The 21,479-nt window shown below is 70.6% G+C and carries 6 protein-coding genes (1 of these 6 running past the window's edge); 2 read left to right on the top strand and 4 right to left on the bottom strand.

The genetic code is table 11. The features are described from left to right. Window positions 1-74 precede the first annotated feature (74 nt). The 4 genes from G4D85_RS46200 to G4D85_RS46185 all read right to left on the bottom strand — a co-directional run bounded on the left by G4D85_RS46200 (window position 75) and on the right by G4D85_RS46185 (window position 5,063). Window positions 75-668: an HNH endonuclease gene (locus G4D85_RS46200; protein ID WP_164021111.1), complete on the bottom strand. Its 594-nt coding sequence runs from the start codon at window positions 666-668 to the stop codon at window positions 75-77. Continuing rightward, complete coding sequence (selA, locus tag G4D85_RS46195) at window positions 665-2,059, bottom strand: L-seryl-tRNA(Sec) selenium transferase (protein WP_164021108.1); 1,395 nt, start codon at window positions 2,057-2,059, stop codon at window positions 665-667. Before selA ends, G4D85_RS46200 begins: the two co-directional genes overlap by 4 nt. A 129-nt stretch (window positions 2,060-2,188) precedes the next feature. Continuing rightward, entirely contained in the window at window positions 2,189-2,392 is a 204-nt protein-coding gene (locus tag G4D85_RS46190; RefSeq protein ID WP_075007921.1) for a cold-shock protein, read from the bottom strand. Between the two features lie 265 nt (window positions 2,393-2,657). Further along, window positions 2,658-5,063, bottom strand: a complete 2,406-nt coding sequence (locus G4D85_RS46185) for a transglycosylase SLT domain-containing protein (RefSeq protein ID WP_164021106.1) — start codon at window positions 5,061-5,063, stop codon at window positions 2,658-2,660. A gap of 105 nt (window positions 5,064-5,168) precedes the next feature. Between G4D85_RS46185 and G4D85_RS46180 the strand changes: the two genes are divergently transcribed. Both G4D85_RS46180 and G4D85_RS46175 read left to right on the top strand, forming a co-directional pair. Next, window positions 5,169-7,409: an ATP-binding protein gene (locus tag G4D85_RS46180; protein ID WP_164021104.1), complete on the top strand. Its 2,241-nt coding sequence runs from the start codon at window positions 5,169-5,171 to the stop codon at window positions 7,407-7,409. A 517-nt stretch (window positions 7,410-7,926) separates the two neighbouring features. Next, a protein-coding gene (locus G4D85_RS46175) for a non-ribosomal peptide synthase/polyketide synthase (RefSeq protein ID WP_164021102.1) crosses the window boundary here: on the top strand, window positions 7,927-21,479 show its start. 15,232 nt of this gene lie beyond the right edge of the window; only the first 13,553 of its 28,785 coding nucleotides appear in the window; it begins with the start codon at window positions 7,927-7,929; the stop codon falls past the right edge of the window.

The raw sequence follows: 21,479 nt of genomic DNA, 5'->3' as shown, positions 1-21,479 counted from the left end.
GGTTGGACCCGGCACACCCTGGCAACGGCCACGGGAAATCGTCAGGGAGTCGTCAGCCGCGGACGGCGGTTCCGCTACTCATCCAGAAGTTCGACGTTCCAGTACGAGACATCCGCCAGGTGCAGGAAGGGCAGCCACTCCCGGTACGTCACCTTGCGCGTGGCGCCCCGGAACAGGGGTGTCCAGCGGGGGCGCACCGGCTTCTTGAGCAGCCTCATTTCCGCCTGCTCCGGGGTGCGCCCGCCCTTCTTCAGGTTGCAGGGGACGCAGGAGCAGACGACGTTCTCCCACGTCGTCTTTCCGCCCTGCGAGCGCGGCATGACATGGTCCAGGTTCAAGTCACAGCGAGGCAGGTTCTTGCCGCAGTACTGGCAGGTGTCGTTGTCGCGCGCGTAGATGTTGAGTCGTGAGAAGCGCACACGACCGCGGGGCAGGTGGTCATACGCGCTGAGCACCAGGACGCGGGGGACACGAATGGTGCGGTTGATGGTGGTGATGCAGTCCTGGGTGGCGCTCAAGGCGGCCCAGTCGTCGAACTCGTAGAGCCGGTACTGAGCGTCAATGGCCTTGGCCACGCCCTGATACAGCAGCGAGAACGCCCGTTTCACCGAGGTGACATGAACCGGTTGGTAGTACCGGTTGAGAACGAGGACGGCGCTGTTGATCATGGCGGGTTCCCTGGGCGGGCGGTCGCGACGGCGTCGGCAACCACCGAAAGCTCCTCCTCCGCGAGACAACGAACGTCGAGGACCCCCTCGCCATCCGTGATCCTGCCAATAACCGGCACATCCCCGCTGCGCAGGCAGTCCAGGAATGTTTCCGGCCTCCCTAGGGTGAGGATGCAGGCGAAGGAAGGCAACCGGGCCAGCGGCATGGCACCCCCTCCCACCTGTCCCACCACTCCCTCCACCCGGGCGACCACGCCTCGCTCCGCCAGCAGGGCCTGGAGCCGCAGCGCGCGGGCGCGCAGCTCCTCCGGCCGCTGGGCAAGCAACCTGAACGTGGGGACGGCGCTTGCCTGCCCATCCCGGTACAGCTCCAGGGTGGCCTCCAGCGCGGCCACCGTCATCTTGTCCACGCGCAGCGCCCGGGTGAGCGGGTGCGCCTTGATGCGCGCCAGCAGCGCCGAGCGTCCCACGACGATTCCCGCCTGCGGCCCACCCAACAGCTTGTCGCCCGAGAAGGCGATGACGTCCGCCCCCGCGGCCACCGCCTGGGGCACCGTGGGCTCCTGCGTGAGCCCCTCCCCTTCCAGCGGCACCAGCGCGCCCGAGCCCAGGTCCTGGAACACCGTCACCCCGCGCTCCCGGCCCAGCTTCGCCAATTCCGCGACGTCCACCTCTTCGGTGAAGCCCACCAGCGCGAAGTTGGAGCGGTGCACCTTCACCAGCAGCCCCGTGTCCGGGCCCACCGCGGAGGCGTAGTCCGACAGGCGCGTGCGGTTGGTGGTGCCCACCTCCACCAGCTTCGCGCCGGACTGGCGCATGACGTCCGGCACCCGGAAGCCGCCGCCAATCTCCACCAGTTCGCCCCGGGACACGACGCACTCGCGGCCGGACGCGAGCGCCGCCAGCACCAGCAGCGCCGCGCCCGCGCAATTGTTGACGACGAGCGCGTCCTCCGCGCCGGTGAGCGAGCGCAGCAGGTCGATGACGGGCGCGTAGCGGCTGCCCCGCTCGCCCTCGTCCAGGTCGTACTCGAGGTTGGAGTAGCCGCGAGCCACGGCCGCCACGCGGGCCACCGCCTCCGGGGCCAGCGGCGCGCGGCCCAGGTTGGTGTGCAGCACCACGCCGGTGGCGTTGAGGACGGGCCGCAGATTGGGCGTGGCCAGGGTGCCCAGCGCGTCGCGGACGTCGGCGTCGTCGAAGGGGCGCGCCTCGCCCCGGAGCAGCCGGGCCCTCACGCGGTCGACCGCCAGCCGGAGCGCGGCCACGGCGCGGGCCCGGGGGGCGCCGGCCAGCAGCGGCTCCAGCGACGGGCGGCGCAGGAGCTGTTCGATGGAGGGGAGCCCGCGCAGGAGCGCGTTCTTTCCATCTCCGTTGTTCGACGGTGCGCCCACACCCGGAGTCTAGGGGAGCCGGCGGACAGGCGCCAGGAGACGGGGCTGGCCCGCAAAAGGAAAAGGCCCAGCCTCCCTTCAGGAGACTGAGCCTTTGTGCAGAACGCGTCTGGCGCGTTCAGCTTGGCATCAGATCGGGCGAACGTTCTGCGCCTGGAGCCCCTTGGGGCCACGGGCCACATCGAACTCCACCTTCTGGCCTTCCTGCAGGGAGCGGAAGCCCTGGGTCTGGATCGCAGTGTGGTGGCAGAACAGATCCTCGCCACCGCCGTCCTGCGTGATGAACCCAAAGCCCTTCGCGTCGTTGAACCACTTCACGGTACCAGTCGCCATTACTCTTCTCTTCTTCTTTCTCTTCCAGCTTCATGAATTGAGCTGGATGCCACGCCTGGTTCAGGTGCGGCCCCCGCCGTGTGACACGTTTTCACCCGGCTGCATAGGGGGATACACCACCCAAGGTGCCCTTTTTTGTCAGGACCCGGACATAACACCCGGCTCCGGAACCTGATTCCGTCCGATTTTCACCACCCCGCGGGCCCCCTGCCCCAGGACTGGGAGTATGGGCCGGCGCGGGGACAGCGGCTCGTACGGCGCCTCACTACTTCGCGGCGCTCTTGAGCACGGGCAGCTTGGGCGCCCGGCCATAGAGGAGCTGGTACGTATTGAAGGAGCGGAGCACGCGCTTGATGTAGCCGCGCGTCTCGGAGATGGGGATCTCCTCCACCCACGCATCCAGCGGCAGGTCCGGCTTCTCCGAGCGCCAGCGGTTCACCGCGCCGGGGCCGGCGTTGTAGCTGCCCACCGCGTACGGCGTGTGCCCCTTGAACTTCTTCAGCAGCCCGCCGAGGTAGTGCGCCCCCAGGCGGATGTTGAGGTCCGGCTGCAGCAGGCTGTCCACGGAGAAGCGCTTGAGCTTCAGCTCGCGCGCCACGTTCTTCGCGGTGGACGGCATCAACTGCGTGAGCCCCAGCGCGCCCGCCCAGGACAGGGCCTTGGGGTCCAGCGCGCTCTCCTCGCGCATCAGCGCCTGGAGCAGATCCGGCTCCACGCCCGCATCCGAGGTGTGCTTCTCGATGAGCTCGCGGAAGGCGTTGGGATAGGCCACCTCCCACACCACCCGCGTCTGCGGGGTGATGCGCCCGCTCAGGTCCTTGCGCAGCGCCAGCCGCGCCACCGCGTGCGCGGAGCGCTCGTCGCCGGCCTCGTGCAGCACCAGCACCAGCAGGCGGATGGCCTCCGCGGGCTGGTTGGAGCGATTCACGGCGAGCATCTCCGACGCCACCGCCTCATTGAAGCCCAGGCGGTACAGCTCCACGCCCGCCTTGAAGTGCGGGTCCTCGCCCATGGGGCCTGCGAACAGCGGCCACGGGCTGGCCGCCTCGGGCACCTTGAAGATTTCGGGCGACACGCGCTCCAGCCGCGCCGGGTCCACCGTGGCCAGCTGCGAGCGGGCCATCAGCCCGTAGTACGTGGCCGGGTGGTCCACCGCGAGCTTCTCGAACAGCTCCGCCGCGCCCTGGATGTTGCCCTTCTCCTGCATCGTCCGGGCCCGCCAGTACCGCGCGCGCTCCACGTCGTAGCTCTCGTCCGCCTGGGCGAACTGCGCTTCGATGCGGTCCAGGAAGGACAGGCCCGAGTCCTCCACGCCGGAGGTGCGGGCAATCCAGAACGCCTTGAAGAGCGCCTCGCCGAGGAAGTCCCCCTGCGGGTAGAGCCGCGCCAGCTCGTCCAGGCGCGCCATGGCCTCCTTGGGACGCCCCGTCTTCACGTACAGGTCCGCCGCGTAGAAGAGCCCGTCGTCCGCGAAGGAGTGGTCCGGGAACTCCCGCGCCAGCCGCTCGTACGTCTCCGTGCCTCGCGACTGGTCGACGATGGAGCGCGACGAGCCGAGCACGTACAGCACGCGGGCCAGCAAGTCCCGGTCCTGGCACTTCTCCGCCACCGGCGTCAGCACCTGGATGGCGCGCGTGTGCTGGCGCTCCTTGCGCTGGCCCTTGCCGTAGGCGAAGTGCGCGCGGCAGGCGAGCGCGTCCGGAAGCTGGAGCTGTCCGATCAGCGGCTCCAGCACCGCCAGGCCCTGCTTGTTGCGGTGCAGCTCCACCAGCGCCTCACCCCGCCCCACCTTCGCGTCCGTCGGCGGCGTCTGCCCCTTGAGGCGCTTCTCCGCCTGCTTCGCCAGCGGAGACAGCGGATGCGCGGCCCACAGGCGCCACAGCGCAGCGCGCTCGGCGGCCTTGTCCTTCTTCTCCGCGGCGATGTCGGCGATGGCCATCAGCGCCTCGGCGCCCACGTTGCGACCCCAGCTGGGCGCGGCGCGGCCGGTGAGCGGCTCCAGCGCGGCCATGGCACCGGCGGCGTCCTTCTTCTTGCGCAGCACGCGGGACAGCGCCAGGCGCGCGTCCACGTACAGCCGCGACTCCGGGGGCACCTGGGACAGCTGCGCCGCCGCCTCGTCGTAGCGGCGCAGTCCTTCCAGCGCCACGCCGCCGTGGGTGAGGCACCTGTCTCTCAGCGCGGGGTAGTCCGGCGCCAGCGCGGCGAACTCCTTCGCGGCGGCCTCGTCGTCCCCGGCACGCACGGCGGCCAGGGCGCGCAGGTAGCGCACGGGGGCGCTGTCACCCTCGGCCTTCAGCAGCTCGCGGGCGCGGGTGTACTGGCCACGGTCGAAGGCCTCGCGGGCCTCCTTCTTCTTGCCCTCCGCGAAGTACGGGGACAGGTCCTCCAGGCCATAGCGGCGGCCGCGGTGCACCACCGGCGTCGGGGGCGCGGCGTTGGGGAACGCGGGGTTGAGCACCTCCACGTACCCTGGCGGCAGCGGGGCCTTCTCCGAGTCGGGAGGGGGAGACAGCTGGGCTTCCGAGGGCGCGCTTTCCGGGCGCTGGGCGGGGGCCTCGGAGGCCTCCGACACGGGCGACTCGGGCGCGGGGGCCTGGGGAGCGGGAGCCTGCGCGGAGAGCAGCAGCGCGGAGGCGACGAGGGCGAGCTTGGGAAGGTAGGGCTTCATACGCGGGGGCTGACCCTGGGAGATGCGCGCGGGCTCGACCCAGGACAACCGGGAGTGCATGGAAAATTTCCGGACGTGGACACAGGTTAGACTGTCCGCCTGCACATGGACATCCGAACCCAGAGCGCTCTGCTGGCATCCATCATCGGGCTCGCGCTCGGCGTGTCCATGTTGCTGCGGCCCGGCCGGCCGCGGGTCCTGACGCTCTACTCCGTCTTCGCCCTGACAGTCGCCGGGTATTACCTCTCCCTCTTCTTCCACAGCATCTTCCCGGCCGTGGACTACCCCTGGGCGTCCCGCATCTCCCTGGGAACCACCGTCCTGCTGGCCTCCCTGGTGCCAGGCGCAGCAGTGGCCTTCTTCCTGGAGTTCCTGGGCGTCAGCAAGGGAACACATCTGGTCGGCCGGCGGCTCGCCCTCCTCTCCGCCGTGCTGGGCCTCACCGTGGCCGTCACCCCCCTGGCCGACAAGGGGTGGGCCCGGGTGGCCATGGGCATCTGGGTGGGGGGCGCCCTCCTCACCTCCGGTTCGTTGCTGGTCCACCGGGTTCGGACCACCGAGTCCCGCATCGAGCAGCTCCGGCTGGCGTACCTCGCCATCGGCGCCGGGGCGGCGATTCTCTTCTCCGCGCTCGACTTCGTGAGTCGCTACGGGATTCCGTTCCCGACGCTCGGGTCGGTCTTCTCCACCCTCTATCTCTACTTCCTCGCACAGACGCTGCTGCGGCTGCGGCTGATGGACCTGCACGAGCTGCTGGGGAAGATTGCCTCGCAGACGGTGCTGGCCGTCATCCTCGCGTCCGTCTTCACCGTGCTCACCGCGTGGGTGGACGAGGACACGGGGCTGTTCGTCTTCAACACCGTGGTGGCCGCGTTCGTCATCCTCATCCTGTTGGATCCGCTGCGCACCAAGGTGGAGGAGATGGTGGTGCGCATCTTCTTCCGCGAGCGCTTCGCCCTGCTGGACTCGCTGGGCACGCTGCGGGCGCGCATGGTGAACGTCATCGAGATTTCGGAGCTGGCGCGGCTGGTGCTGGACACGCTCCACGAGACGGGCCGCGTCACGCACGCGTCGGTGTACCTGCTGGCGGAGGACCGGCCCGGGTACCGGCTGCTGGACTCGCGGGGTCCGCTGCCGGTGGCCTTCCTGGACACCGCGGTGGCGCGCGGCCTGCTGTTCGCGGCGGCCAGCGGGCAGAAGGCGGTGCTGCGGGAGAACGTGGAGCGGCGCATCGCCACCATGCGGCTTCAGGCGGTGGAGGGAAAGCGCTACCGCGACGAGCTGAAGCGCCTGAACGACACGCGGTCGGCGCTGGTGCAGGTGAAGGCCGGCATCACCGTGCCGCTGATGGGCAATGACCGGGTCATCGGCTTCCTCAACCTGTGGGACGAGCGGGTGCCGGAGGCGTACGCGTCCGACGAAATCGCCCTCATCCTGGAAGTGGCGGAGCGGCTGGCGACGGTGCTGGAGAACTCGAAGCTGTACGAGAAGATCCGCGAGAGGGATCGCCTGGCCGCGCTGGGTGAGATGGCGGCGGGCCTGGCGCATGAAATCCGCAACCCGCTGGGGGCCATCAAGGGCGCGGCGCAGTGCCTGGACCCGAAGCAACTGCCGGGCGAGGACGGCGAGTTCCTGGACGTCATCGTCGAGGAGGTCAACCGGCTCAACGGCGTGGTGACGGCGTTCCTCGACTACGCGCGCCCGATGAAGCAGAGCTTCGGGCCCACGGACCTCAACGAGGTGGTGACGCGCACCATGCGCCTCATCCAGAACGACGTGCCCTCGAACATCTCCCTGGCGGTGGAGCTGGACCTGCTCCTGTCCCGGGTGGACGGGGACGCGGAGCAGCTCAAGCAGGTGCTCATCAACCTGGTGCAGAACGCGGTGCAGGCGCTGGGCACGCGCGAGGGCCGCATCACCGTGCGCACGGACAAGCCGGAGCGCTTCGGCGAGATTCGCAACGCCGGAGGCGAGCTCGTGGAGGTGCTGGTGTCCGACACCGGCCCGGGAATCCCCTCCGACCAGCAGCAGCACATCTTCGTTCCCTTCTACACGACGAAGCAGAAGGGCACGGGCCTGGGCCTCGCCATCTGCCAGCGCATCGTGAAGAACCACGGCGGCAGCATCTCCGTGCTGAGCAAGATGAGCGAGGGAACCACCTTCGTCATCCGCCTGCCGGCACTGCCTCCGGAGCAGCCCGCGGACGGCGCGCCCGTGGACGGCACTCCCGCCCCCGCGACGCGGCCTTCCCTCTCGCTCCCCATGCCGGATGAGCTGCGGGACCTGCCCAAGCCGACGCCTCCCGAGCCGGGCCGCAAGCGCGAGCGGCGGCGTCGCGCGAGCTGAGTGAAACAGTCTCGTATCATGAGGGAATGACACGAGATTCCTGCAAGCGGGGACATTTCCGCCCTTCGTGGACAGCTGGCAAATAGATGTGTTAGCAAACCTGCGCTAGCCATCTGGATGAGGCGTTGACGAGCCGTGGGAGCAGCAATCCACGGCGCCCATGCAATCAGGGTGAAACACGCAATCCCTGACCAGTGGCGGGCTGAGTCGGTCGCTCGCGAGGTCACGCATGGAGCCAGCCAGTCTGCCGCGAGTGTGTCAGGAGCGGTCGGCCACGCCCTGTCGCCTCGGAGCCGCGCGGCTCCGTGCGGGACGGCGCGCTCCAGTCCGGCGCTCCAGCACACCGAGGCTCCTTGAGCCCACGGTCACCTGCTTGCCCACCTCGCGAGCGTCGTTCCGCTGTACCGGAGAACGCGCGCCCGAGTTGGTACGACGTTCAAGCTAGGCACCCCCTGCCTCCCTTTTTCCCCGCCGGGCCTGATCCCCTCAGGCACCGAGGCCTTCGGAGTTTCGAGCCATGAGCGGCACCACCCGGAATCTAGACAAGCTCACCCCGAAGCAGCGAGCGCTGTACGAGCTGCTCCTGAAGGAGAAGAAGGGCCAGCTCCAGGCGGCCTCCTCCCAGTCGCGCTCTCGCACCATTCCGCGCCGCGATGGCACGGGGCCGGCGCCGGCATCCTTCCCGCAGCAGCGGCTGTGGGTGGTGGACCAGCTCGAGGGCGGCCGCGCCTTCGCCTACAACGTCCACATCACCGTGCAGTTCACCGGCGTGCTGGACATCGCCCTGCTGGAGCGGTGTGTGAACGGCGTGGTGGCGCGCCACGAGTCGCTGCGCACCGTCTTCGCCGCCCGCGACGACGGCATGCCCGTGCAGGTGGTGCTGCCGGACTTGCGCCTGCACATCCCCGTCGAGGACGTCTCGCACCTGCCGAAGGAGGCACAGGACGCCGAGGTGGAGCGCCTCACCAGCGAGGAGTCGCGGCGCACCTTCGACCTGGCGCGCGGGCCGCTGCTGCGCGGCAAGGTGCTGCGGCTGGGGCCGGACAACCACGTGGCCCTCGTCACCATGCACCACCTGGTGACGGACCGCTGGTCGCTGGGCGTCTTCGTGCGCGAGCTGATGGCGCTGTACGCGGCGGAAGTCGCGGGCCAGCCGGCGGAGCTGCCCGAGCTGTCCATCCAGTACTCGGACTTCGCGGTGTGGCAGCGCGAGCGCATGCAGGGCGAGCGGCTGCGCACGGAGCTGGACTTCTGGAAGCAGCACCTGCGCACGCTCCCCGCGCCGCTGGAGCTACCCACCGACAGGCCCCGCCCGCCGGAGCAGACGTACCGGGGCTCGCGTCAGTTCGTCACGCTGCCAGTGGCGCTGACGCGTGCGTTGAAGGAAGTCAGCCAGCAGGAGGGCGCCACCCTCTTCATGACGCTGCTGGGCACCTTCCAGACGCTGCTGCACCGGCACTCGCGGCAGACGGACATCACGGTGGGCTCGCCCATCGCGGGCCGCAACGTGCCCGAGCTCGAGTCCCTCATCGGCTTCTTCGTCAACACACTGGTGCTGCGCGGGGACCTGGAGGGCAACCCGACGTTCCGCGAGCTGCTGCGCCGCACACGCGACGTGTGCATGGCGGCGTACGCGCACCAGGAGCTGCCGTTCGAGAAGCTGGTGGAGGAGCTGCAGCCGCCGCGAGACTTGAGCCGTCACCCGCTGTTCCAGGTGATGTTCAGCTTCCAGAACACCCCGCGCCAGGACCTGTCCATGCCGGGGTTGCAGTCCACCTACCTCTTGGTGGACCCGGGCTCCGCCAAGTTCGACCTGCTGCTGGAGCTGCGTGAGGACCGGCCGGACGAGATTTTCGGCTGGCTCGAATACAACACGGACCTCTTCGACACCGCCACGATTCAGCGGCTGCGCGGGCACTTCTACACGCTGCTGGGCGCCATCGCGGCCAACCCGGACAGGCGCGTGTCCGCGCTGCCGCTGCTGACGAGCGAGGAGCCGCGCCAGCTCCTGGTGGACTTCCGCGGACCCGACGAGGCGTACCCGCGTGACGTGAGCCTGCACTCGCTCATCGAGGCGCAGGTGGAGCGCACGCCCGAGGCCGAAGCCGTGCGCTTCGAGGACTCGGCGCTCACCTACGCGCAGCTCGACGCGCGGGCCAACCAACTGGCTCACCACCTGCGCTCGCTGGGCGTGGGGCCCGAGTCCCGCGTCGGCGTCTGCCTGGAGCGCTCGCTGGAGCTGGTGGTGGCGCTGCTGGGCGTGCTGAAGGCCGGCGGAGCCTACGTGCCGTTGGACCCGGCGTACCCGCGCGAGCGACTCGCGTGGATGCTGGAGGACGCCTCCGCGCCCGTGCTGCTCACTCAGGAGCGGCTGCTCGAAGTGCTGCCCTCGCACTCCACCCATGTCGTGTGCCTGGACCGCGACGGGGAGACGGTGGCCCGCCAGCCCGTCACGCGCCCCGTGCCGCTGGCTGGCCCCGACGCCCTCGCCTACGTCATCTTCACCTCGGGCAGCACCGGCCGTCCCAAGGGGGCGATGAATGCCCACTCGGGCATCGTCAACCGCCTGCTGTGGATGCAACAGGAGTACGGGCTGACGGCAGCCGACACGGTGCTGCAGAAGACGCCCTTCAGCTTCGACGTCTCCGTCTGGGAGTTCTTCTGGCCGCTGATGACGGGCGCGCGCCTCGTCCTGGCCCGGCCCGGTGGGCATCAGGACCCCGCCTACCTCGCCGGACTCATCGCCGCTCAGCGCGTGAGCACCCTGCACTTCGTGCCCTCCATGCTCCAGGCGTTCCTCCAGGAGCCCGGGCTGGAGCAGGCGTGCGCCTCCGTGCGCCGCATCATCTGCAGCGGTGAGGCGCTGCCCGCGGAGCTGGCGCGGCAGTGCCTGGAGCGACTGCCGGGCTCGGGCCTGCACAACCTCTACGGCCCCACCGAGGCGGCCGTAGACGTCACCTACTGGGCCTGCCGCGCGGGCGATGAGCGCGCCTCCGTGCCCATCGGCCGCCCCGTGGCCAACACGCAGCTCTACGTGCTGGATGGGACGCGGTCCCCGGTGCCCGTGGGAGTCTCCGGCGAGCTGTACATCGCTGGCGTGCAGGTGGGCCGGGGCTACCTCCAGCGGCCGGAGCTGACGGCCGAGCGCTTCGTGCCGGACCCGTTCTCCGCGACGGCTGGCGCGCGCATGTACCGCACGGGGGACCTGGCGCGCTGGCTGCCGGATGGCACCCTCGACTACCAGGGCCGGCTCGACTTCCAGGTGAAGGTGCGCGGCCTGCGCATCGAGCTGGGTGAAATCGAGGCCGCGCTGGCGGCGCAGCCCTCCGTGCGTCACGCGGTGGTGCTGGCCCGGGTGGACGCGCCGGGCCACCAGCGGCTGGTGGCGTACGTGGTGCCGCGCGAGGGCGGCGCGGTGGACACCACCTCGCTGCGGGAAGCGCTGGCGAAGCGCCTGCCGGACTACATGGTGCCGTCGGTCTTCGTGGCGCTGAAGTCCCTGCCGCTCTCACCCAACGGCAAGCTGGACCGCAAGGCGCTGCCGGCTCCGGATGCCGCCAGCCTGGAGCGCAAGGCGTACGTGGCTCCGCGCGGTCCCACCGAGACGCTGCTGGCGCAGTCCTTCACCCAGGTGCTGGGTGTGGAGCGCGTGGGCGCGCACGACGGCTTCTTCGAGCTGGGCGGCCACTCGCTGATGGCCACGCAGCTGGTCTCCCGGCTGCGCAAGGCCTTCAGTGTGGAGCTGCCCCTGCGCGCGCTGTTCGAAGCGCCCACGGTGGCCGGCCTTGCCGCGCACGTGGACTCGCTGGTGCGTGCCTCGGGCGGAGTCACGCTCGCGCCGCCGCTGGTTCCCGGCCAGCGCACGGGCGCGGTGCCGCTCTCCTTCGCCCAGCAGCGGCTGTGGTTCCTGGACCGGCTGGAGCCGGGCAGCCCGAACTACAACATCCCCGTCGTCCTCCGCCTGGAGGGCACGCTGGAGGTCTCATCCCTGGAGCGCGCCTTCACGGAGCTGGTGCGCCGCCACGAGTCGTTGCGCACCACCTTCGCCGAAGAGGGCCAGGGCGCCGTCCAGCGCGTGCACCCGCCTGGCGACCTCTCCCTGCCCGTGGTGGACCTGGCAACCCTGGCGCCGGAAGCCCGCGAGGCGGAAGCACGCCGGCTGATGCGCGAGGAGGCCCGTCGGCCCTTCAACCTCGTCACCGGCCCGCTGCTGCGCACCTGCCTGCTGAAGCTCACTGACACTCAGCACGTGCTGTTGATGACGATGCACCACATCGTCTCCGACGGCTGGTCCATGGGCGTGCTGGTGCGTGAGATGAGCGCGCTGTACCAGGCGCACTGCTCGGGCCAGCCCTCGCCCCTGGCGGAGCTGCGTCTCCAGTACGCGGACTACGCGGCCTGGCAGCGAGGCTGGCTGAAGGACGACGCACTGGAAGCGCAGCTGTCCTGGTGGCGCGAACACCTCGCCGGTGCCCCGCCGGTGCTGGAGCTGCCCACCGACTTCCCCCGTCCCGCCGTCCAGGGCTTCCAGGGCGCCCTCCTCTCGCGTGTGCTGCCACGAGAGCTGACGGAAGCCCTCCAGGCCCTCTGCCGCCGCGAGGGCACCACCCTCTTCATGACCTTGCTGGCGGGCTTCGAGGTCGTCCTCGCCCGCTACTCCGGTCAGAACGACTTCGTCGTCGGCACCGACATCGCCAATCGGCACCAGGCGGAGACCGAAGGGCTCATCGGCTACTTCATCAACCAGCTCGCCCTGCGCGCGCGGCTGGACGGTGACCCCACCTTCCGCGAGCTGCTGGACCGCGTCCGACAGACCACGCTCGGTGCCTACGCCCACCAGGACCTGCCCTTCGAAGAGCTGGTCAAGGCCGTCAATCCTGAGCGCAGCCGCGGGCACAACCCGCTCTTCCAGGTGAAGCTGGTCCTCCAGAACCAGCCCGCCACCGAGCTGGAGGTGCCCGGCCTCACCCTGCGCAGCGAGGGCGTGGAGACCGGCACGTCGCGCCTGGACCTCACCCTCTCCATCATGGAGACGGCGCGGGGTCTGGAGTGCGCGTGCGAGTACCGCACCGACCTCTTCGAGGCGGCGACGATTGACCGCATGTTGCAGCACCTGGGCGCCGTGCTTCAGGCCGCCGCCGTTCGGCCCGAGGCGCGCCTGTCCACACTGGAACTGCTCTCCAAGGACGAGCAGCGCCAGCTGATGGTGGAGTGGAACGCCACCGAGCGCGACTTCCCCCGCGACGCCTGCGCCCATCAGCTCTTCGAGGCCCAGGCCGCGCTGAGCCCGGACGCCGTCGCCGTGCGCTTCGAGGGCCAGTCGCTCACCTATTCGCAGCTCGACTCTCGCGCCAACCAACTGGCGCACCACCTGCGCACCCTCGGCATCCGCCCCGAGGTGCCCGTGGCGCTCTGCCTGGAGCGCTCCCTGGACACCGTCGTCGGCATCCTCGGCATCCTCAAGGCCGGCGGCGCCTGGGTGCCCATGGACGCCAGCTATCCCGTCGAGCGGCTGACGTACATGCTGCGCGACTGCGCTGCTCCCGTCCTCGTCACCACCGAGGCCATCGCCGACACCCTGCCGTCTGGCGGTGAGCAGCTCGTGCTGCTGGATGCGGACGCGGTGCTGCTCTCCTCCCAGCCCGACTCCGCGCCGGACGCCGACGTCAGCGCGCAGAGCCTCGCGTACATCATCTACACGTCGGGCAGCACCGGGCGGCCCAAGGGCACGCTGTTGCAGCACCGCGGCCTGTGCAACACGGCACTGACGGCCGCGCGCACTCACGGCTTCGGGAACGACAGCCGCGTGCTCCAGTACGCCGCCTTCGGCTTCGATGCCTCGGTGGCCGAGGTCTTCGGAGCCCTGCTGGCGGGCGCCACCCTGGTGCTCGCGCCTCGCGAGCGCCTCATGCCCGGCGCGCCCCTGCGCACCCTGCTGCGCGAGGAGGCCATCACCGCCGTCACCCTGACGCCCTCCGTGCTCGCACAGATGGAGCCCGAGGACTTCCCGTCCCTTCAGACGCTCATCTCCGCCGGTGAGTCCTGCACGCCGGAGCTGGTGGAGCGCTGGGGCAATCGGGTGCGGCTGCTCAACGCCTACGGCCCCACCGAAGTCACCGTGTGCGCCACGCTGTCCGAGCCCATGAAGCCCGGGCAGCGGGTGAGCATCGGCCGGCCCTGGACCAACGTGCGCGTCTACGTGCTGGATGCCTCGCTGCGTCCGGTGCCGGTGGGCGTGCCCGGTGAGCTGTGCGTGGACAGCGTGGGCCTGGCCCGTGGCTATCGCCATCAGCCCGAGCTCACCGCCGAGCGGTTCGTCCCCAATCCCTTCTCTCCGCTGCCCGGAGCCCGGCTGTACCGCACCGGCGACCGCGTCCGCTGGTTGGCCGACGGCACGCTGGAGTACCTGAGCCGGCTCGACTTCCAGGTGAAGGTGCGCGGCTTCCGCGTGGAGCTGGGCGAGGTGGAGTCCGTCCTCGCGCAGCAGCCCTCCGTGCGCGAGGCCGTGGTCGTCGTCCGTGAGGACGCCCCTGGCGACAAGCGCCTGGTGGCCTACGTCGTGCCGGACGAAGGCGACTCTCTGGACGCCGTCATGCTGCGCACCACGCTCAAGCAGCGGCTACCCGAGCACATGGTTCCCTCCAGCATCGTCCTGCTGGACACGCTGCCGCTGACTCCCAACGGCAAGGTAGACCGCGCCGCACTGCCCTCTCCGGACAGCGCGCTGGCCGCCCAGGGCCGCGAGTACGTGGCCCCTCGCAACCAGTTGGAGGAGCAGCTCGCCGCCATGTGGGCCGGGCTACTGCACGTCGAGCGCGTCGGTATCCACGACGACTTCTTCGAGCTGGGCGGCCACTCGCTCATGGCCACGCAACTGGTGGCGCGCCTCCAGGCCGCCTTCGGCGTCGAGCTGCCGCTGCGCGAGCTCTTCGATGCCCCCACTATCGAGCGCCTAGCACCGCGCCTGGAGTCCCTCACCCGGCAGAGCCAGGTCCACTCGCTCCCGGCCCTGAAGCCCACTCCCCGCGACAGCTCGCTGCCGCTGTCCTTCGCCCAGCAGCGCCTGTGGTTCATCGACCAGCTCGAGCCCGGCAGCGCGGCCTACAACACCCCCACCGCCCTGCGCATCGAAGGCTCGCTGCGTGTGGACGCGCTCCAGCAGGCCTTCTCCGCGCTCCTGTCCCGGCACGAATCCCTGCGCACGACTTTCGCCTCGCAAGAGGGGCAGCCGGTGCAGGTCATCCATCCGGCGTCCGGCTTCCTGCTCGCCCTCGAGGACCTGAGCGCCCTGCCCGAAGCGGAGCGCGAGGAGGCAGCCCGCCGCCGGGCCGAACAGGAGGCGCTGCGGCCGTTCCACCTGGAGTCCGGACCGCTGCTGCGCGCCAACCTCCTGCGGCTGACGCCCGACGCGCATGTGCTGCTGCTGACGATGCACCACATCGTCTCCGACGGCTGGTCCATGGGCGTGCTCATCCGCGAGATTGCCGCGGTGTACTCGGCGCTCGTGTCGGGCCAGGAGCCCGCGCTTGCACCCCTGCCCATCCAGTACGCCGACTACGCGGTCTGGCAGCGAGACTGGCTGCGCGGAGAGGTGCTCGAAGCCTGGCTTGGCTATTGGAAGCAGCAGCTCGCCGGGGCACCGCATGCCCTGGAGCTGCCCACCGACAGGCCGCGTCCCGCCGTCCAGACCTTCCACGGCGCGGCGCACTCCTTCACCCTCTCGCCCGCGCTGTCCGAGCAGCTCGAAGCGCTCGCACGCGAGCACCACGCCACCCTCTTCATGGTGCTGCTGGCGGGCTTCCAGACGCTGCTGCACCGGTACTCGGGACAGGACGACCTCGTCGTCGGCTCGCCCATCGCCGGTCGCAATCGCGCGGAGACCGAGGGCCTCATCGGCTTCTTCGTCAACACCCTCGCCCTGCGAGCCCGCTTCTCCGACCAGGACACCTTCGTGTCGCTCCTGGACCGCGTGCGCGAGACGACGCTGGGCGCCTATGCCCACCAGGAAGTGCCCTTCGAGAAGCTGGTGGAGGTCCTCCAACCCGCGCGTGACCTGAGCCGCCCGCCGCTCTTCCAGGTCATGTTCGCGCTGCAGAACCTGCCGGACTCGAAGCTGCACCTGCCCGGTCTGGAGCTATCCACGGTGGAGGCCTCGAACAGCACCGCCAAGTTCGAGCTGCTGCTGGGGATGACCGCCACCGCCCAGGGGCTGTCCGGCAGGCTGGAGTACAACACCGGCCTGTTCGAGGCCTCCACCGTGGCCCGCCTCGCCGAGCACCTGCGCGCGCTGCTGGGTGCCATCGCGGCCAGCCCGCGCCAGCGCCTCTCCTCGCTGCCGCTGATGGACGATGCCGAGCGCCGGCAGGTGCTGGTGGAGTGGAGCACCACCGCCTCCGACTACCCGCGCGAGGCCACGCTGCCCGGCGTCTTCGCCCAGGTGGTGGCCCGCTTCCCCGACCACGTCGCCGTCGAGTTCGGCGCCTCGCGTCTCACCTACCGCCAGCTCGATGAGCGCTCCAGCCAGCTCGCCTGGCACCTGCGCCGTCTGGGCGTGGGTACCGACGGCCGCGTCGCGCTCGCCGTCGAGCGCTCCCTGGAGCTGATTGTCTCCCTGGTCGCCATTCTCAAGGCCGGCGCGGCCTACGTGCCCCTCGACCCGACCTACCCGCGCGAGCGCCTCGCCGGCATGGTGGAGGACACCCGCCCCCAGGCCCTCGTCACCACGCGCGCCTTCCTCTCCCGCCTGCCTGCAGACGGCCTCGCCGCCGTCGTATTGGATGAGGCTCCGCTCACCTCAGAGCCCTCGCACCCGCCACCGGCTTCCGCCCTCCCCGACTCGCTGGCCTACGTCGACTTCACCTCGGGCTCCACTGGCAGGCCCAAGGGCGTCGGCACCACGCACCGCAACGTCCTGCGCACCCTCCTCGGCGTCGACTTCGCCCACTTCGGGCCGGACGAGACGCTGCTCCAGCTCGCCCCCATCTCCTTCGACGCTTCCACGCTCGAAGTCTGGGGCGCGCTGCTGCACGGCGGTCGCCTCGTGGTCATGCCGCCCCAGCCTCCCTCCCTGGAGGAGCTGGGTCAGGTGCTCCGCGACGCCCGGGTGACGACGCTCTGGCTCACCGCCGGCCTCTTCAGCCAGCTGGTGGATGGGAACCTGGAAGCGCTGCGCCCCGTGAAGCAGCTGCTCGCCGGAGGCGATGTCCTGTCGGCGCCGCATGTGCGCCGCGTGCTGGAAGCGCTGCACATCCCCGTCACCAACGGCTACGGCCCCACCGAGAGCACCGTCTTCGCCGCCTGCTTCCGCATGACGGCCCCTGCCCGGACTGACGCCGCCGTGCCCATCGGCCGGCCCATTGGAAGCACGCGGCTGCACATCCTGGACGCGCACGGCCAGCCCGTGCCCGTGGGTGTCCCCGGAGAGCTGTTCATCGGCGGCGACGGCCTGGCCCGCGGCTATGTCGGCCAGCCCGCCCTCACCGCCGAGCGCTTCATCCCCGACGCCTTCAGCCCCGAGCCGGGAGCCCGCCTCTACCGCACCGGCGACCTGGTGCGCTGGCTCGGTGACGGCACCCTCGACTTCCTCGGCCGAGTGGACTCGCAGGTGAAGCTGCGCGGCTTCCGCATCGAGCCGGGCGAGGTGCAGGCGGTCCTGAACCGCCACCCCGAGGTGCGGGAGTCCGTCGTCCTCGTCCACGAGGACAGGCCCGGCGACAAGCGCCTGGTCGGCTATGTCGCGGCATCCGAGTCCCTGGAAATGGCCGCCCTGCGCTCCTTCCTCCAGCAGCGGCTGCCCGACTACATGGTGCCGTCCGCCCTGGTGCGCCTGGACACCCTGCCCCTCACCGCCAACGGCAAGGTGGACCGGAGGGCCCTGCCCGCTCCGGACCTGGCGGAAGCCACGGAGTACGTCGCACCGCGTACGCCCATGGAGCAGCAGCTCGCCTCCATCTGGTCCGAGGTGCTGCACCTGGAGCGCGTGAGCGTCGAGGCCGACTTCTTCGCTCTTGGCGGCCACTCGCTGCTGGCCACGCAGGTGGTCTCGCGCGTGCGCAAGGCGTTCGGGGTGGAGCTGCCGCTGCGCGCCCTCTTCGAGGCCTCCACCGTCGCCGGGCTCGCCCCGCGCGTCGAGGCCGCGCAACGGAATCCTGGAAGCGCTCAGCTGCCCCCACTGGTGCCGGTGCCACGCACGGGGCCGCTGCCGCTGTCCTTCGCGCAGCAGCGCCTGTGGTTCCTGGACCGGCTCCAGGCAGGCAGCGCCTTCTACAACATCCCCTCCGCGCTGGAGCTGGACGGGCCACTGGACGTGAAGGCCCTGGAGCTGAGCCTCCAGGAGCTCGTCCGCCGTCACGAGGCGCTGCGCACCTCCTTCCACGCCCAGGAGGAGGGAGAGCCTGTCCAGCACCTGCACGCGGAGGCTTCGCTGCCGCTGACAGTGGTGGACCTGAGCCACGTGCCCGAGTCCGAGCACGAGTCCGAGACGAGGCGGCGCGCCATCGCTGAAGCGCGGCAGCCCTTCGACCTGACCCGCGCGCCGCTGCTGCGCGCCACCCTGCTGGGCCTGTCCGAGCGGCGCCATGTCCTGCTCGTCACCGTCCACCACATCGTGTCGGACGGCTGGTCGAACGGCATCCTCGCGCACGAGGTGGGCGCGCTCTACGCGGCGTTCTCGCGCGGGCTTGCGTCTCCGCTGGCCCCGCTGGCGATCCAGTACGCGGACTACGCCGTCTGGCAGCGCGGCTGGCTGCAAGGCGCGGCGCTGGACAGGCAGGTGGCGTGGTGGAAGCAGCAGCTCGCAAGCGCGCCGCAGACGCTGGAGCTGCCCACGGACCGGCCTCGCCCGCCCGTGCAGACGGACCACGGCGCCACCGTACCGGTGCCCCTGGGCGCGGACCTGTCGTCGGCACTGCTCGCCCTGTGCCAGCGCGAGGGTGTCACCCCGTTCATGGCGATGCTGTCCGCCTTCAGCGTGCTGCTCTCCCGCTACTCGGGCCAGGACGACCTCGTGGTGGGCTCGCCCATCGCGAACCGTCAGCGTGCCGAGCTGGAAGACCTTGTCGGCTTCTTCGCCAACACCCTGGCGCTCCGTGCCCGGCTGAGCCCTCGCATGACGTTCCGCGAGTTGCTGGCCCAGGTGCGCGAGACGACGCTCGGAGCCCAGGCCCACCAGGATGTGCCCTTCGAGAAGCTGGTCGACGAGCTGCGTCCCGAACGAGACTTGAGCCGCTCGCCCCTGTTCCAGGTGCTGCTGGCCCTGCAGAACGCTCCGAGGCAGCAGGCCGCCGGGGAGACGGGCACTGGCGACCTGACGCTGCGACCGCTGGAAGTGGACAACCGCACCGCCAAGTTCGACCTGTCCCTGATGCTCGCGGACTTCGGCGGCGAGCTGTCCGGTGTGTTCGAGTACAACACCGACCTCTTCGATGAGGCGACGGTGCAGCGCATGTCCGCGCACCTGGTGCGGCTGCTGAAGTCGGCCGTGGCCGAGGCGGGCCAGCCCCTCTGGAGCCTGCCGCTGCTCGGAGTCGAGGAGCGGAACCAGCTCCTCGTGGGCTTCAATGACACCGCGCGCGGGCCGCACTCGCCCGTGCCGGTGCACCGTCCCGTGGAAGCCCAGGCCGCGCGCACGCCGCACGCCGTGGCCGTCACGGATGGCACGCTCTCGCTCACCTACGCGGAGCTGGACTCGCGCGCCAACCGGCTCGCGAACCACCTGGTGCAGCTGGGCGTGCCCGTGGGTGGCACCGTGGCCCTCTGCCTCGACAAGAGCCTCGACATGGCCGTCGCCGTGCTCGCCACGCTCAAGGCTGGCGCCGCCTACTTGCCGCTGGACCCGTCCTATCCCGCCGAGCGTCTGGCCTTCATGCTGGAGGACACCGGCGCTCCGGTGGTCCTCACCCAGTCGCACCTGGCCTCCGTACTGCCCTCGGAGATGCGCGCCCGGCGTGTGTCCGTGGACACCGAGGCCGACGCCATTGCCCGTCAGCCGACCCACGCGCCCTCCCGGGACGTGTCTCCCGAGGCCACCTGCTACCTCATCTACACCTCGGGTAGCACCGGCCGCCCCAAGGGTGTCGCGCTTCCTCACCGCGCCCTGAGTCATCTGCTGGCGTGGCAGTTGGGCCAGTCCGTCAAGCCCGACGCCACCACCCTTCAGTTCGCCGCCCTCAGCTTCGACGTCTCCTTCCAGGAACTCTTCTCCACCTGGTGGGCCGGCGGCACCCTCGTGTTGCCCACCGGCGGCCTGCGTCAGGACATGCCCGCCCTGCTGGGCTTCATGGCGCGCACCGGCGTGGAACGACTGTTCCTTCCCTTTGTTGCCCTCCAGGCCCTGGCTGACGCCGCTGCCCATGGCGCCACCCTGCCCACGTCCCTGCGCGAGGTGGTGACGGCCGGAGAGCAGCTCCAGGTGACGCCCTCGCTGGTCGCCTTCTTCGAGAAGCTGCCCGGCTGCGTGCTGGAGAACCAGTACGGCCCCTCCGAGACGCACGTCGTCTCCGCCCTCCGCCTGCAAGGCGCTCCGGCCTCCTGGCCCCACCTGCCCTCCATCGGCTCGCCCGTACCGCACACGCAGCTCTACGTGCTGGACGCGCACGGCCAGCCCTGCCCGGTGGGCGTGCCCGGCGAGCTGTTCATCGGCGGCACCCACCTGGCGCACGGCTACTCCGGCCGCCCGGAGCTGACGGCCGAGAAGTTCCTCCCGCACCCCTTCAGCGACGTGCCCGGTGCGCGGCTGTACCGCACCGGAGACTCGGCGCGCTGGAAGGCCGACGGCACGGTAGAGTTCCTCGGCCGCCTCGACGGCCAGGTGAAGCTGCGCGGCTTCCGCGTGGAATTGGGTGAAGTGGAAGCCGCCCTGCGCGCCTTCCCAGGCGTGCGCGACGCCGCCGCCGTCGTGCGTGAGGACGTGCCCGGCGACAAGCGCCTCGTCGCCTATGTCGTGCCCACGCTGCTTCCCTCGGCGGATGCCAACGCCAGCGCCTCAGCGCCGGTGGACATCGAGGCACTCCGTGCCGTCCTGAAGCAGCGGCTGCCCGAGTACATGGTGCCCTCCGCGTTCGTCACGCTGGAGGCGCTGCCCCTCACGCCCAGCGGCAAGCTGGCCCGCCGCCAGCTTCCCGCGCCGGACGCCCAGAGCCTCCGTGGCGAGGCTGCTTTCATCGCCCCGCGCACTCCGCTGGAAGTGTCCCTCGCGGAGCTGTTCTGCTCCGTCCTGCGGCTGCCCCAGGCAAGCGTCACCGACAACTTCTTCGCGCTCGGTGGCCACTCCCTTCTGGCCACGCAGCTCATCTCTCGCGTGCGCTCCAAGCTCAGCGTGGAGCTGCCGCTGCGCGCCCTCTTCGAGGCGCCCACCATCGGAGAGCTCGCCGCGCGCGTCGAGGCCGCCCGCAAGTCCGCGCCCCAGCGTCAGGCTCCCGCCATCGTTCCCGTGCCCCGCACGGGCCCGCTGCCTCTGTCGTTCGCCCAGCAGCGGCTGTGGTTCATCGACCAGTTCAGCCAGGGCAACGCCGCCTACAACATGCCAGCCCTCGAGTGGCTGGCGGGCCCCGTCGACCCGGAGGCCCTGCGGCGCAGCCTCGAAGCGCTGGTGCAGCGTCACGAGGCCCTGCGCACCACCTTCGTCCAGCACGAGGGCCAGCCCGTCCAGGTCATCGCGCCCCGCGCCGAGCTGCCACTCCACCGGGTGGACCTGAGCGGCCTCTCGCCGGAGTCCGCGCGGCGGCAGCTCCAGCGCCAGGTCGAAGCGGAGTCCCTGCGTCCCTTCAACCTCGCCACCGGCCCCCTGGTGCGGGCGACGCTGTGGACGCTGGGCCCGGACGCGCACGTGCTGCTGCTCAACATGCACCACATCGTCTCCGACGGCTGGTCCATGGGTGTGCTGGTGCGCGAGGTGACCGCGCTCTACGAAGCCTTCTCCCAGGGCAGGCCCTCGCCCCTGCCTCCGCTGCCGCTTCAGTACGCCGATTACGCCGTCTGGCAGCGCGGCTGGCTGCAAGGCGCGGTGCTCGAAGAGCAACTGGGGTGGTGGCGCCAGCAACTGGCGGGCCTCACGCCCCTGGCCCTCCCCAC

Origin of the sequence: Pyxidicoccus trucidator, assembly GCF_010894435.1 — a bacterium.
Lineage (GTDB): Bacteria > Myxococcota > Myxococcia > Myxococcales > Myxococcaceae > Myxococcus > Myxococcus trucidator.
This window is presented reverse-complemented; position numbering and strand designations above follow the sequence as displayed.

Bases quoted from the DNA above. Each gene is read 5' to 3' on its own strand.
- G4D85_RS46200 (WP_164021111.1), bottom strand. From the start codon at position 668: ATGATCAACAGCGCCGTCCTCGTTCTCAACCGGTACTACCAACCGGTT.
- G4D85_RS46190 (WP_075007921.1), bottom strand. From the start codon at position 2,392: ATGGCGACTGGTACCGTGAAGTGGTTCAACGACGCGAAGGGCTTTGGG.
- G4D85_RS46185 (WP_164021106.1), bottom strand. From the start codon at position 5,063: ATGAAGCCCTACCTTCCCAAGCTCGCCCTCGTCGCCTCCGCGCTGCTG.
- G4D85_RS46180 (WP_164021104.1), top strand. From the start codon at position 5,169: ATGGACATCCGAACCCAGAGCGCTCTGCTGGCATCCATCATCGGGCTC.